The organism is Sporosarcina newyorkensis, from assembly GCF_900167515.1.
GTDB lineage: Bacteria > Bacillota > Bacilli > Bacillales_A > Planococcaceae > Sporosarcina > Sporosarcina newyorkensis.
Window position 1 is genome coordinate 433,198 of sequence record NZ_FUYJ01000001.1, and the last position, 14,047, is coordinate 447,244.

Below are 14,047 nucleotides of genomic sequence, written 5' to 3' on the forward strand. Positions count from 1 at the left end.
CACTTTCGTTGGTGTGGACCAGTGGCAATGGCTTTATCCATTGTAACAAAGATTGCGAAAAATCCAACTTTCATTTTTAGAAATCGATTGTATCTTTTTCACTTTGAGAACATGAAGATTAGATGAAAGAAAAAAGCATTAGAATCACGAGTGATTGATGGGGAGAAAACCGCCAACCAAAATTTAATTGATTTTCTCCGCCAATTCCAAAACAATCCCTTCCGGCCCACGAACGTAACATAATTTAAAAACATTTTCGTAGTTTTGTATCTCACCTAAAAGTTCTGAGCCACTTTTTTTCAACTTGGCAACAATGGCTTCAATATTTTCGACAGCTAATGCAATATGACATACACCCAAAATTAGCGGAAAATAGTGTTGAAAATCTTTACTATCTGAAAGTGTGTGGAATTTGACTAGCTCCAATTTTGTCTCACCGTCCGGCATACCTAACATTACAACCGTCTTTCTAAGGTCAGTTAACCCCATTTTCGGTTCAATCCACTCATCTTCTACTTCTGCTTCTCCCAGCACTTCAAGCCCGAAATCGAGAAAAAATTCTTTAGCAGCAGTGAGATCATTTACGATTATACCTACATGATCAATTTTACGAATCTTGATACCTGTACCTCCTCGTCCCTATTATTTTGCAATATCCTGCATTCATATTAAGTTTGTTTCAGCTCTACTAGTTTCCGCATCCCATAGCCGAAAGAGTTTATTGAGAAAAGAAGGTATCGAAATGAAGCCAAGCATAAATTTGAAACAAATATTTTGGTCATCTCCTTGCAGATTAATTTCAACATGTCCTGATCCAAAATCCATAACAAAGCGACTTGTATATTGATTTTCCATAAAACCAGTCCTTTAATTAATCTCTTAACTCATTTAGCCTCATTCTAAATTCTCCAATTTTGCTTTCCTAGTTAAATCCCTATTCATTAATTTTAAGTCATTCACAAAACCTCTAATTTAATCTGCTCTTAAACTTGCACTAAAATCAATATTTTTAGCGCAAAACCTCTTGTCCCCTTCTTTACCCCCTTCAACCAATTAAGGTATGTAATGTTCATTTCAACACATTTTTTCGCATGAGCAGTCTTATTTCAGAACGTATCCACTAATTTACTACAAAGGCATCTTCACACCATTTTACTTTACAAAGCATCTGTATGCTCGATTCCATTAGGTAATAAGTTAGACATATCGATCCGTTTCAGCCCCTCTTTAATTTTAGTTGTATACCCTTTCTTATTTTTATCTAAATAGCCTGCTTTTGACTCGATCATCCGCTTAAACACAGGCGTTTTTGCTTCGTCTACAGCAAGCCAGTTCTCATAGGAATCAATCAAATCTTCCAATGTCAGATGGGTATAGTCCCTTCCTGCAAACTCTCCATCGGGCGTCCGCTTATACCATATATCCCCATCATCCCGGATCCAGCTTTTTTCTTCCAGCGCGATCGCTTTTTCAATCGCACTTGCTGTTTCTAGATAAACAGTATCCCCAAACTCTCGATAGGCCAATAAAAGAATGTTCATCCCGCCAAGCTGATGATTCATAGATGTATGCGTAACCACCTTCTGCTTCACTGGGAAATAATCTGGAATATAATAAGCACCTGGCTTCAAACCACTGATATTCCCTTTTTCCTGCTGAGCGACAAGCAAATCAGCATAGTTGCGCAGGCCTTCACTCGCATCCGGATGTTCAAAAGCATCGCCGGCTTTATTCAAGAACAAGGCAATTTGTTCATTAAAACGCGTATCAATAAACGGAGCCGTAAAGCCGTACAAGTCTTTCAGGTAGGTACTGGTCACTTCTGTTTCCCAATACTGTTCCTCTCCTTTGAACAACTGTAAATTGACAAATGCATTATGCAGCAGGTCTTCATAGAACCGCTCTTGTGTCTGTTGGTACAGTTCCATGGCACGGTCTTCTTTCATCATCAGCAAATTACGGCCATACGCACGTCCGGAAGCAGCAATCGGTTCCACGGTCTCGGCCATTTTACTGTAAGCTCCTTTGGCAGTGTACCATTGATTGCGTTTTTTACTATGGAGGGCAAATTCATGCATCCAGTTATCCCTTTGTTCATCTGTAGAGAACAACTTGGTTCCGGATGAAAGAAGCCATTGATCTGTAACATCATCACCATGCGATTGCAATGCAAATACAGACACACGCGTGCCGCCCATCACTATGCTGCTGTATACATCTTCTTCTGCCAGAAATTCGCGGGTATGACTGCTCCCCTGCGCATAGTTTATTTCCAATTCACGGGAACGATACGATTTTCCGATCAGCTCCTGACTGATTTTGTCATCCGTCACCGTCTCCAGTAGACCAACAGGAAATGTCGTCACATCTTCGCCGACTAGTTTCTTCACTTCTTTTTTCGCAGAAAACTTGCTGAACGGTTCGAGTGCATTTGATTTAATTTCGTCTTCAGTCTGTACAAGATCTATACGGATCGGGGTCGTCTCGGGATTCCGTAACTCTGTAAATAAGAAATAGTCACTGTTTGGCAACTGGCGCTTGACCACGGTCATAGTTACAGAATCCTGCCCGTTCACACTGTACGTATACATTTGATCGGTTGCATGACCGTGAGCCTGCGTCCGTTTTTCAATCAACTGCAATTGCTGATCGGACCGCAGAAATACTTTACACTCCTCACCCAATGGTAATTCAATAAATTGCTCCGAATGAGGGACGGCTTCAAATGGTCCGATTGTTTCCGGTTCAGTGAGCTTTACAGCTGCCCGTTCTTTCAATGCGCCCGACTGAATCATCGTCCTATGTAAGAATACTGCGAAGTTCGCTCTTGTGACAGGTGATTTCGGATCAAACGAGCCGTCTTCTTTCCCTGTCGTAATACCATATTGTTTCAGCACGTTTACACTTTGTTTATGAGATATGCCGATTTCATTTTCATCCGTGAACCCACTTGCCGTCCCTGTGTTTTTTAAATTGAACGCGCTGACGATTGCGCTGGCCATCTGTTCTCTTGTTAAGGGGTCACTGACGCCGAACGCGCCGTCCGGTTTTCCGGCAAATATCTTTTCCTGGTATGTCGCCATCGCTCCACGTAAAAAGGATGACTCCTGACTGACATCTGTAAATATCGGTTCATATGGCGTATCGGGTAGTTGTAGTGCACTCGCCAAGATGTTGGCCGCCTGACCGCGTGTTATGACAGCATTCGGTCTGAATTGAAAATCCGGATACCCGGCAATAATCCCTTCATCCGCCAGCTGCATCACTTCATCCTTAGCCCAAAATGTATTGTCTATATCCGAAAATCGCTGATCCTGCAACGCAGCACCGAAATGGGAAAAAGACAGGCTGGCCAGGGTAATTAAAACAAATAACAAACTAATGAAAAGAACGACCTTTATTTTTCCTAACAATTTTCTCACTATATCTTCACTCCGCTATCTGTTATTTTATTTAGGACCCTACAGACGGAGATTTTCTATAAAAGTTTCAAATCATTTGATAAAATAATTGTATTTCTACTAAATGAAGCTTTATTTAGTCGAATCATAAGAAAAATAACACCTGGCAATTCGGCGTATGAGCGAGAATACTCCCTTTATGATCGCGGGGAGAAGACATATGAGCGAGTTTCGAGTCCGTATGAGCGGCAAACGGATGGATATGAGCGCCCGGTCGAAAATATGATCGCCGACGGGCATCTTATGAGCGTGAGGGTCCTAAAGAAACACTTGATATAAAAAAGGGCTATCCAAGAAATCGTCTAACGACTTCCCGGATAGCCCTATTCAATGATTTCGTCATTTCCCACGCTTCGACAACCGCCCAAGCAAAAATGCACCTGCCGCCAAACCTATTACTGTATTGGTCTTCTTATTAAACACTTGCTTCACCATCAAATTCATATTTTGCGGACGTTCCGCCAATCTGCGCATGAAGTACCCATACCAATCTTCACCGAATGGTACATATGTACAGAAACGGTAGCCTTCCTTCGCTAACGCCAGCTGCAAGTCTTTGCGGAATCCGTACAGCATCTGGAATTCGAATTGATCACGCTCGATGTCATGTTCTGCTGCAAAGCGTTTGACATGATCGATGATCCTATCATCATGCGTGGCAATTGAAGTGAACTTTCCATGAAGCAGATGCCACTCGATGATTCGGATGAAGTTCTCATCAATTTCTTGCTTTTTTTGATAGGCAACAGCAGGCGATTCTTTATATGCACCTTTCACCAGACGCATTCGCATGTCACGATAGGCACGCGTGTCTTTCAGTGCGCGATGAAAATATGCCTGAATGACGGTTCCAATGTTCGTATACCCTTCTTCTGATAATTCATTAACCAGACGGAAGGTAGGTTCAAGCCGCGGATAATTCTCCATATCCAAATTCACGAAGATGTCGTCGCGGCTTGCCTTTTCTGCTATCTCTTTTATTTGCTCTCTACAAAACTCATAATCGATGTCGAGGCCGAGCTGAGATGGTTTCAAGGAGATATGTGCATCCGCTTGCTGCTCGTGGATCGCCTTCACTACTGCTAAGATCTGTTCTTTCGCCCTGATAGCCTCGCTTTTGTCGTAAACAAATTCACCTAAATTATCAATGGTACACGCAATCCCTGCTTGATTCAGTTCTTTTACGCTGTCCATCATTTCTGTAATATTTGTTCCAGCCACTACCTGCTGTGCTCCAAGCTGTAAGCCATAGTTCCGAGCGGCGCGGTTCAACAATTGATTTTCGGATAAACCGATAAAGAGATCTCTTAGCATACGTTCCACCTCATTTGTAAAGTCTGTATATTCAAATTATAGCATTAATACTTCATATATTCCTACATATCTTCCACATGAAACTTTGTTAAACTCCGATAAATGGCAGCATTCTATCTGCAGGACTTCCTGGCTTGATGAGGTCTTCCAGGTCGAGTAGCGGAATCGGGAAATATGGGAAACCGGCTACGTAAGGTGAGATTTCATAGAGCTGGAAATAGACGACGAGGGAAGTATCTGCGATGTAGAAATCTTGGTCGGGTCGGATCTGTTTAAACGGCTCCAATACAGGCGTTTTCCATTTTTCAATATGTCGGCGGACATATTCAGAAATCCGCTGCACATATGGGCTGCCTGGCTTAAAGAGATCGGGCAAGCTATAGCTTCTGCCTGTACGTGTGTCGAACGTCAGTGACTTACAGACTGTCATCCCATGCGCCCCGCCAGTGAAGGAATAGACAATAAGATTTAAACTGAGGATCCCTCGTTGGTTGTTTTTTATTTCAAAATCAGCTACTAATTCGACCAAACTGGGTTCGTAATAATTTTGTTCCACAAGCAGTTTATTCATCTCCGTGAAAATCACTTGATTGAGCTGCTGCTGAATTTTCGGGTCCTCCAGCTGAATGATGACAGGATAATAAATATTCACTTTGGGTTTCGTATGCGACACATGATACGCTTGTATAACAGCAGGCAATTTCATGGATTCATCCTCTCCAAGGCATTTGTCTACCATATGCAAGGAACACACGGAAAGTTTCTCGCTTTTTCCCCTGCCATATGGTAGGATGGACACTTAATCATATGAGGATGTGAAGTAAAATTGATTACGATTCAATTACCAGAACCAGCTGTGACAATCGTTCGCAGAAAGCAGGAACTGACGCCGGATACGACGCCAATCAAGCCGATCTTCGGTTTTATTGATTTCCATGAAATTCCCCGGGATAAAGGCGGTCTGTTGTTGTTTTACAACCAAAGTGACGAGCTATTATTCGTAGGGAAAGCAAGAAAGTTGCGCCCGCGTCTAAAAAAGCATTTTGAAGACCAAGTATCTCCATTGCGCAATCACCGTGAAGAAGTAGCGAAAATAGCTGCTATTCTTGTGGATGATCCAATGGAGCGCGAGATTTATGAAACGTATGTGATCAATACGGAACGCGCAAAGTACAATACAGAAAAAGCATTTTACAGAGACTAAACTGTCTGCATTCGCAGACAGTTTTTATTTTCGTTTATGCGCCATCTGTACCTTTTGCCAGTTGTACGTCGATAATGTCGGCAACAGGGATTCTTTCCGTACCGAAAGGATCGCCAAGCAGAATTGCGGAATTAGCAGAATCAAGCGCTTCGATCTCTCCCTGATGATAACGCACTTCACCGTCATGCCATGTCTTGATCAACAGTTCACACTTGCTTCGCCAGCCATGTTCCAGCGTCAGCTGCATCGATTGCAGCTCCCAGTCCGTCAGCTCTGATCGTTCCGTGTACTGATCTTCCTGCTGCCAGTCGCGTAGACGTTCTAAATGTTCAGGAAGCATCAGAGAAGTCCATTTGATATTTCCTCGGTCACGATTTCGCTCCATATAATGCTCCTTCCAAAACCGTATATATGTTCGTGATTATACAGAACATATATTCTGAATGCAATGTAAAAAAAGACCATCACAATTGATGATCTCTTTTTGTTCAATTTCATGATTCGGTGACGCAATGTCCTTATCAACAATTGCGCCCTTTAATTGCACAAAAAAGTTAACGCAAGAGTTATTTTCTATTTTTTAACTCTAAAAGTGTGGGAGTTATATTTAATAAAATCGCTATACTCGTTAAAATCCAAAACGCTTTTTCCATCGTAGGCACTACGTCTGATAAAGCAGCCCAATCTTCCGCCTTTACCCAATTGGAGACCATACTATAATCTGCAACAAGGGTTAGAGCAGTAAAAGATAACCCCATGGCCATTGCCAATTTATAATCTTTGCCTGTTCCATACATATATAAATTTATAAAAGTTGCAGTTATTGCTAGGAGTCCGAATATTAGCCACAAAATTACACATCCTCCATTCATACTGAAAGTTCTTATTAATTAAGACGAAACGAGATAGTGAGCAGTTTCATAATTTCAGCATAATGACCCGATCCTGGTATATTGCTATGCCACAAACTCGTCTTGATACTTGAGGACCCAGTTTCATTTAATTTTTCATTAAATAGATAACGCTATCATTTCTTTCAACTTGATTGGATCAGTTCTTTTACTTATATAGTCAGACAAGCAATAGAACCATCGACGTGTTCCCCAAATCGAACTCAAATCAAAGATGTTTCCCTTATTTTAAAACTCTTATCAGTTAAATGTAGTTAACTCTTCTGAAACTGAATTTAAAAATTTCTTCTCAAATTTAATATAGTATGACTCATTCATCATGGAACCTATCATTCCATCGGTTAGAGATACTAATTGTATCGAGGGAAGTTCCAATGGATTCTCCAATAATTGTTCAATTGGAAAATCACCTTCTATTTCAGTTGCAAATTGTTCTAATTTCGTTTGTGGTAATACGTTTATTGTTTGATTTATAACCGCATTAATGAGGTTTAATTGGTCTTTTTCACCCAATTCATTTCCCACTGTAGCATCCATCAGTAATGCCAAAACTTCTTCTCCATTCAAACGATGCGTTCCCTTTTCGAATTCAAATGCTACTTTGGATATTGCTCGGACTCGAATATCTTCTTGCAAGTCGTAATCTATACCATTCACTGAATCAATCATCTTTGAAAAAGCTTCTACATCCATCACAGCATAATAATCAATTGGTAAATCAAATAAATTAGAAATGGTTGTTCGTACATCTTCAATCCCTCCCGAACCATTTACATAAGCGTGCGACAATTTATCATATGGAGTAGTTTTTTCATTATCCAATATCGGAGCATAGGTATCACGAGGAATCGATAGAATCTTCATCATATTTTTATCTTTACTATAAGTAAATAAAAGGTTAATTGGTATTCTATTATTTTCATCTTTCACCGTTAATAAAGTAGTTGAAACTTCATTTTCTTGTACCACTGATTTGCTTGTATTTGCATTACCGTCAATATTTCCGTTGCTTTGGTTGGCAATATCTCTAGGTAGGATTGATGGAATAAACAAAATTATACACAAGCCCGCTACTACTAAAGATGCTGCAAGTGGGGTGAACTTTTTTGAAGAAAAAATAATGGATTTCTTTTTTGTATTATGCTTCTCCAGTTTATGAATTTTTTCAAATACCTCATTACGGTCTTCTTTCGTAAATCGTAGTTCTTGGTCATCCGCATTATAAAATTTTTCTCTTAATCGTTTATCTCCCATTCAGCTCTGCCTCCCTTATCATTAACTCTAATCTTTGTTTCGCTCTTCTTAATCGGGTTTTCACTGTATTGACCGGTATATCCAACACTTCGGCAATTTCCTCCATGTTTAGTGAATCATAGTAATATAGATAAACTACTTCCCGATACACTTTTGGAAGAGAAAAGACAGTATCCTTTATTTTTTTATTCCTGTATTTCTCGATAACTGTTTTTTCTGTTGATGGCAATATGGATTTTGCTGTTTCATTTATAAAGCTTTTTACTTGTACCATTTTGTAATTCCAGCTTTTTAAATGATCTTTACATTCGTTGATTGTTATGCGATATAGCCAGGTTTTGATTTGTGAGTCATAACGAAATGAATCAAGGTTTTTATAGCATTTGATAAACGAATTTTGAACCATGTCCTTAGCAGTCTCTGTGTCTTTCACGTAAGAGAATGCAAGCCGCATCAACTCATTACCGTATTTAATCATCACTCTCTCTAGTTCGAAATCTTTTTCTTCTTTGTTCAATCGACTATCCTCCCCTTCAAACCACTTCAAATTCAGCAATTAGACGATTATCAAATCATATTAGGTTCAATTTTTATAAAAATTAATTTAAGCACAAGTATAGCTTAAATAAAAAAGCCTGTATCCTGATTACAAGGTAATCAAAGATACAGGCTTTTCAGTTATTATTCTTTCTCAATAGATCGTCTAATTTTGTTCTGGCAATCGGAAGGAACCGACAAACACTTCGAGATCCTGTGCCATTTGATTCGTCTGCGTTGAGCGATCAGCAATTTCCTCGATACTTGCAGTCGTCTGCTCTGCAGCTGCAGCAATATTATTCGTCATATCTTCAATATCTCGAACCGAATGCGTCAGATTCTCGATTAATTGCACGACTTCACCCGACTTTTCTGATTCTGAAGTCATCAGGCGTGAAATGTTTTTAATTTCTTCAACAGTTTCTGCCACAGCGGAAGAAATATTGCTCAATGACTGAGAGGTGAGTCGTACAGTTTCTGTACCTTTGGTAATATGCTTCGTATTTTCTGATGTGGAAGTGATGACTTGCTGAATTCGTTCTGAAATATCCTGAACCAATTTCTCCACTTCCAGCACTTCTTGATTGGACTGCTCCGCCAATTTTCGTACTTCTTCGGCAACTACCGCAAATCCTTTACCATGTTCGCCGGCACGAGCGGCTTCAATGGATGCGTTCAGGGCGAGCAAGTTCGTTTGTGCCGCAATTCCGGCAATCGACCCTGTAATATCTTGAATTTTCGTTGTGGATTCCACCAAGTTTTGAATGGTATCTCCAACTTCTTGTGACCCGGTTCGAATCAATTCCATGTCTCTGCTGATTTCGTTAGCCCGCTGTGCGCCTTCGAGCGCAATGTTCATCGTTTCATTGGAATTGACGAGCATAGCATCTGCATCTTCTTTCGTACTGCGTAAGTCGTTGGCCAAATTCGTTAAGATTTCCGTTGCACTTTCGGCGGTAGTTGTTCCATCTGTCACCGCTGTTGCCACTTCTTCAATGCTATTCGCAACCATAGAGACAGCTTCTCGCATTTCATTCAACGAACTAGAAGTTTCATTTGAATTCTCAGATAACTGATGCGATGTAGTGTTCATCGTCCCGATCATTTCTTGCAGGTTCACTGTCATGCGATTCAACGTGCGTGCCAAGTCCCCTACTTCATCGTTCGAGTGGACGGTTGTGGTTTCCACTGCCAAATCTCCATCCGCAATTTTCTTCGCTTGGACAATCAAGCTGGAAATCGGCTTCGTTTTTCGACGAATGAGGAAGCCTGTTACAATGGAAGCTAGCAGCATCGGAATAATGCTGATCAAAATGCCGTCGCGCACAACATCCCACGTACGATTTTTCACGATATCGGCATCAAAATCAATGACACTGACCGCAATAATTTCCTTGCTTGGATCATGGTCTTTATGGATAGGCGCATAACCGGATAATCTCTTCATGCCGCCAAACTCATAAGGTTCGGAATAGGAAGGATGGGCGTGTGCCAGCAAATCGTCCACTGCTTTCTTATCCATGTGGAACGCATCTCCAGGCTTAAACCCTTTACTTTTCAGATTGTCATCCAATGCAATCAAATTACCATCCAAATCCAAAATATATTGCGTTTCAAATATATCTTTGTGATCAGTTGTCCAATTCAATGTTTTTCCAATTTCATCCTGCGTCTGAAGATCACCAGCCATCGCCTTTTCCATTTCATCCGGACGAATCAGACCGGTTGTAATATTGGCACAGCCATATGCTTCAATTCCAGCTGCGTCATATAATTTATCATATGCTGTTTTGTACGTGGCAATCGATGTGATCGCTAGCATTACTACTAAGATCCCGGCAATAATCGTTCCTAGTTGAAATGTTAGTGAATCTCTAAATTTCATCAATCTTTTTGCCCACCTTTCTCTTTCTAATCATCTAGTTCATTCGTTGTCTTAATAATACGCTATCAATCTGTAATTAAAAAGTAGAAAATGTAAATCTCTTTATTTTCGATAGCAAAGTAAAGTAGTTCATGGCGAATTTGTCATAGAAATGTTGTAAATACTCAAATTGCTGTATAATGAATAGTATATGAACATAAGGTTTATCTTTATTCAGCAGAAAACCCCCGCCTTTATGGCTGGTGAGAGGAATACGGTTTTCTTTCCTGTTCAACGGATTTCCAGAACAAAGATAAAGCTTCCGGCAGAGGTCACAAATTTTAAATCCAAAATTTGGGCGCAATACCGCCGGGACATAATTGATCATAAAAGAAAGGCAGGTGTCCCATTTGAAAGATGAACAAACCTTCTTCAATTTGCTCCATACGATGGATCAAGTAACGAATAAAATGCTCATTCGCTTCCAGCGTGAGTCTGAGTTGTCACTTGGCATTTCTCACATCCTAGTGCTGTTAGAACTACATAACAACGGGGAACTGCGTCCATCCGATCTGGCAGAGACTCTCGGCTATACGCCGGCCTCTCTTACTCATTTATCGACCAAACTCATCAAAAATGAATATATTACGCTGCGAAATGATAAAGAAGATCGACGTACGAAGTATTGGAATATCACACCTCTTGGCTTGGAGGTCTTGAATGAAGCTAAACGATACGGTCAACAAGTACGAACCGAATTTTTTAGCCATCTATCTGCCGCCGAGCAGAGCCAATTGTTAAAGATTTATACGAAGTTGAATGAGACATTCATCTGATTTTTAATGCGTCAAAAAAGGCTGTCACTGAAAGAAAATTCTTTCAGTGACAGCCTTTTGCATGCGTTATTATCGAAGTTTGATGGAACCGCCGTCCACCATCAATGTCTGACCTGTTATATAATCCGAGTCTTCGCTAGCCAGAAAAACAGCAGTCCGACCAATGTCTTTTTCAGGATCTCCAAGTCGACCTAAAGGATTCTTGCTGAGCATGGCTTTATAGAAATCAGGATGTTCTTCTGCCCACTGTTCAATCCCCGGAGTTTTCGCAATCGGGGAAATCAAGTTGCATGTAATACCATATTGTCCCCATTCGTTTGCAGCTACCCGAGTAACCGCACGGATCGCTTCTTTTGCAGCTGCATAGGAAACTTGATTGACGTCCCCGTTAATTCCTGCGCCTGATGCAAAATTCACGACTTTTCCCTTTGTCTCTTTTAAATGTGGAAGCGCTGCCTGCATCAAATAAAAAGTAGGGTAGAATCCCGTGCCGAATGAAAGGTCTAGGTCTTCTTTAGTTGTTTCCTCGAATGGCTTCATACGTGAAGCGTGCGCATTGTTGACCAAGATATCCAATTTCCCAAAGGTCTGGACTACTTTTTCCACAATAGATGGTAAGGTCAAATGATCGGATAGATCCGCCTGAATGAATATGGACTGAGGAGAGATTTCTTTCAGTTTTTCTATCGCTACCTCACCTGCTTGTTGATTGAAGTCGACAATGGCAACGATTGCACCTTCTTTTACATAGGCTGTTGCAATTCCAAAGCCGATGCCGCCTGCTCCCCCGGTAATGATGGCAACTTTGTTTTCTAGTTTCATAATCAACAACTCCTTCATGCAGTTAGTTTAACATTAAACAATAAGCGCAGTAAATGATTTCAACTCACAAAAAGGGCAGAAAAGTATTCCCTTTTGGCGCAACGAAATTTTTTTCGAAAATGAGATAGATACAAAGTGGATAAATCCTGTTTTTATGATATGTTAAGCATATCAAATAGAAGCCACAAGCAAGCTGGGGTTTAGATTCTCTTCATTTGTGGAAAGACAAGGGTATGGAACGTCAACCCGCAATTGCATTTCGGCAGACGTTTTGTATAAAATAGTTCATGTTTTTATTATGTGGAGGTGACGAGATTGAAGGTGCTCTTGTATATTAGTGCCATAGTCGCCGTAGCGGCCTTAGTAGTCATTGCAATTGCTATTATCAAAACGGCCAAAACGGTCAAAGAAGCAATGAAAGACGTAACGGACACGATGAAACGCGTAGAATTAAAAGTGGGTGGCATTACAGATAAGACGGATCAGCTGATGAATCAGACGAATCGAATTGCGGAAGATGCGAATGCCAAATTACAATCTGTTGATGGATTGGCGGCTTCGGCAAAGGAACTTCGTGATTCTACAGAGTATGTACAGCATTCCTTAACGAAAATAGCCGATCAAGTAGCTGCGCCCCCAGGAAAATACGCAAAACTGATGCAACAAACAACTGTTTTATCTGAAGCAGCAGCGCGTATGTATTACAGCGCGAAGCAACAGAAAGGAAAGAGGTGAATTTGATGGATTGGGTACTAGGCATAGGCGTCTTACTAATTGGCATTGCACTTATTATAGTAGCCGTCATTCTGATCAAACCGCTTGGGAAGTTAACCGAGGTGTTGGAAAGCGTTAAAAAGACGACAGATACCCTGCCGTCAACGGTAGCGGATTTAACGGGACAGACACAGCAAATACTTCACACAAGCAATGAAACGATCAGCAATGTAAACAAGCAAATTACAGAAGTAACGCCTGTTTTCGAAATCGTCGGCGATGTTGGTGAAGCGTCACGTGAGGTAACAACAGCTGCGCTCGATCGTTCCGTACGATTGAAAGAGCGTGTCGGAAATGCAAGTGACTTTGTGAAAGAGAAAGAATACAAAGGATTATACGGGTTAGTGACAATCGTGTTTTATTTGTTGCAACAGCGTAAAGAACTGAAGAAACTTCAAAAACTATAAGACATGATTGCCCTCCTGTAGTATGTTGCAGGAGGGCATTTTGCATGCAAACTACATTTAACAGGGTGGATGCCCCATTTGTGGAACAACTTCATCTTGCGGAACTCAAGAAAGACCTTTATTTGTATTCATTTCAATATAAAAAGGAATAATATCGACATAATGACCGTTTTTCTGTCTAAATCCTCCTGGAATTAAACCTAGCGGGGTAAATCCTAGTTTTTTGTATAGGTGAATCGCCCCTTCGTTCGTAGCCAGCACCGCATTAAATTGCATGATTCGAAAACCCAGTGATTTTGCTCTTTCCAGTGAATCAACCACTAGCCTTTCGCCAATACGTTTACCTCTTTGTCCAGCTTTGACACCATAGGAAGCGTTGGCAATATGTCCGCAACGCCCTACATTATTCGGGTGTACAATATAAAGACCCACTATCTCACCGTTGTCGACGGCCACACCTGTATAGGATTGTTCTGCAAAAAAAGAACGTGCTTCCTCAATTGTCAATGGCTCCTCTTCTGGGAAAGCCATACCTTCTTCCACAATATCATTCCATATTGTGATCATGTGTGGTAAGTCCGCGTCTTCATATTTCCTAATAATTACTGCCACTCCAATTCCCCCTTTATAACAAATACTATTATTTCGCAAGCCATGATGCGT

At 40.8% G+C, this 14,047-nt stretch carries 15 protein-coding genes; 4 read left to right on the forward strand and 11 right to left on the reverse strand.

From position 1 onward, the window contains the following. Window positions 1-183: 183 nt before the first annotated feature. The 4 genes from B5D59_RS02345 to B5D59_RS02365 all read right to left on the reverse strand — a co-directional run bounded on the left by B5D59_RS02345 (window position 184) and on the right by B5D59_RS02365 (window position 5,481). Entirely contained in the window at window positions 184-621 is a 438-nt protein-coding gene (locus B5D59_RS02345) for a VOC family protein (RefSeq protein ID WP_078816707.1), read from the reverse strand. Window positions 622-1,157: 536 nt separating this feature from the next. Next, window positions 1,158-3,422 (reverse strand): S-layer homology domain-containing protein, encoded by a 2,265-nt coding sequence (locus B5D59_RS02355; RefSeq protein WP_078816709.1) that lies wholly within the window; start codon window positions 3,420-3,422, stop codon window positions 1,158-1,160. A 378-nt stretch (window positions 3,423-3,800) separates the two neighbouring features. Next, entirely contained in the window at window positions 3,801-4,775 is a 975-nt protein-coding gene (locus B5D59_RS02360) for a proline dehydrogenase family protein (protein ID WP_078816710.1), read from the reverse strand. 88 nt (window positions 4,776-4,863) lie between these two features. Continuing rightward, on the reverse strand, window positions 4,864-5,481 hold the full coding sequence (locus B5D59_RS02365) for a DUF3298 and DUF4163 domain-containing protein (protein WP_009496524.1): 618 nt from the start codon (window positions 5,479-5,481) through the stop codon (window positions 4,864-4,866). 120 nt (window positions 5,482-5,601) lie between these two features. On the opposite strand from B5D59_RS02365, the gene B5D59_RS02370 reads away from it, so the two are divergent. Next, complete coding sequence (locus tag B5D59_RS02370) at window positions 5,602-5,979, forward strand: nucleotide excision repair endonuclease (protein WP_009496523.1); 378 nt, start codon at window positions 5,602-5,604, stop codon at window positions 5,977-5,979. A gap of 34 nt (window positions 5,980-6,013) precedes the next feature. Here the strand turns inward: B5D59_RS02370 and B5D59_RS02375 are convergent, their stop codons facing one another. The 5 genes from B5D59_RS02375 to B5D59_RS02395 form a co-directional block, all read right to left on the reverse strand. Continuing rightward, complete coding sequence (locus tag B5D59_RS02375; RefSeq protein ID WP_078816711.1) at window positions 6,014-6,364, reverse strand: YolD-like family protein; 351 nt, start codon at window positions 6,362-6,364, stop codon at window positions 6,014-6,016. Between the two features lie 181 nt (window positions 6,365-6,545). Next, window positions 6,546-6,830, reverse strand: a complete 285-nt coding sequence (locus tag B5D59_RS02380; protein ID WP_078816712.1) for a hypothetical protein — start codon at window positions 6,828-6,830, stop codon at window positions 6,546-6,548. A gap of 300 nt (window positions 6,831-7,130) precedes the next feature. Then, complete coding sequence (locus B5D59_RS02385) at window positions 7,131-8,144, reverse strand: LCP family protein (RefSeq protein ID WP_078816713.1); 1,014 nt, start codon at window positions 8,142-8,144, stop codon at window positions 7,131-7,133. Then, a complete protein-coding gene (locus tag B5D59_RS02390) occupies window positions 8,134-8,661 on the reverse strand; it encodes a sigma-70 family RNA polymerase sigma factor (protein ID WP_040758077.1) in 528 nt (175 codons plus the stop codon). The genes B5D59_RS02385 and B5D59_RS02390 overlap by 11 nt, the downstream gene beginning before the upstream one ends. 186 nt (window positions 8,662-8,847) lie before the next feature. Continuing rightward, a complete protein-coding gene (locus tag B5D59_RS02395; RefSeq protein WP_009496518.1) occupies window positions 8,848-10,566 on the reverse strand; it encodes a methyl-accepting chemotaxis protein in 1,719 nt (572 codons plus the stop codon). Window positions 10,567-10,955: 389 nt separating this feature from the next. Here B5D59_RS02395 and B5D59_RS02405 point away from each other — a divergent pair, with 389 nt between their 5' ends. Then, complete coding sequence (locus tag B5D59_RS02405) at window positions 10,956-11,381, forward strand: MarR family winged helix-turn-helix transcriptional regulator (protein WP_009496516.1); 426 nt, start codon at window positions 10,956-10,958, stop codon at window positions 11,379-11,381. A 69-nt stretch (window positions 11,382-11,450) separates the two neighbouring features. Here the strand turns inward: B5D59_RS02405 and B5D59_RS02410 are convergent, their stop codons facing one another. After that, on the reverse strand, window positions 11,451-12,203 hold the full coding sequence (locus tag B5D59_RS02410; RefSeq protein ID WP_078816715.1) for an SDR family NAD(P)-dependent oxidoreductase: 753 nt from the start codon (window positions 12,201-12,203) through the stop codon (window positions 11,451-11,453). A 321-nt stretch (window positions 12,204-12,524) separates the two neighbouring features. Here B5D59_RS02410 and B5D59_RS02415 point away from each other — a divergent pair, with 321 nt between their 5' ends. Both B5D59_RS02415 and B5D59_RS02420 read left to right on the forward strand, forming a co-directional pair. After that, window positions 12,525-12,938 (forward strand): DUF948 domain-containing protein, encoded by a 414-nt coding sequence (locus B5D59_RS02415; RefSeq protein WP_245799445.1) that lies wholly within the window; start codon window positions 12,525-12,527, stop codon window positions 12,936-12,938. Between the two features lie 5 nt (window positions 12,939-12,943). Next, complete coding sequence (locus B5D59_RS02420) at window positions 12,944-13,384, forward strand: DUF948 domain-containing protein (protein ID WP_009496513.1); 441 nt, start codon at window positions 12,944-12,946, stop codon at window positions 13,382-13,384. Window positions 13,385-13,489: 105 nt separating this feature from the next. Here B5D59_RS02420 and B5D59_RS02425 read toward each other — a convergent pair whose 3' ends face one another. Next, window positions 13,490-13,996 (reverse strand): GNAT family N-acetyltransferase, encoded by a 507-nt coding sequence (locus tag B5D59_RS02425; RefSeq protein ID WP_078816716.1) that lies wholly within the window; start codon window positions 13,994-13,996, stop codon window positions 13,490-13,492. Window positions 13,997-14,047: the final 51 nt, after the last annotated feature.

What these genes read in the sequence shown, in the direction of transcription:
- B5D59_RS02375 (WP_078816711.1), bottom strand. Translation starts at nt 6,364, where the DNA reads ATGGAGCGAAATCGTGACCGAGGAAATATCAAATGGACTTCTCTGATG.
- B5D59_RS02365 (WP_009496524.1), bottom strand. Translation starts at nt 5,481, where the DNA reads ATGAAATTGCCTGCTGTTATACAAGCGTATCATGTGTCGCATACGAAA.
- B5D59_RS02385 (WP_078816713.1), bottom strand. Translation starts at nt 8,144, where the DNA reads ATGGGAGATAAACGATTAAGAGAAAAATTTTATAATGCGGATGACCAA.
- B5D59_RS02395 (WP_009496518.1), bottom strand. Translation starts at nt 10,566, where the DNA reads ATGAAATTTAGAGATTCACTAACATTTCAACTAGGAACGATTATTGCC.
- B5D59_RS02360 (WP_078816710.1), bottom strand. Translation starts at nt 4,775, where the DNA reads ATGCTAAGAGATCTCTTTATCGGTTTATCCGAAAATCAATTGTTGAAC.
- B5D59_RS02420 (WP_009496513.1), top strand. Translation starts at nt 12,944, where the DNA reads ATGGATTGGGTACTAGGCATAGGCGTCTTACTAATTGGCATTGCACTT.
- B5D59_RS02410 (WP_078816715.1), bottom strand. Translation starts at nt 12,203, where the DNA reads ATGAAACTAGAAAACAAAGTTGCCATCATTACCGGGGGAGCAGGCGGC.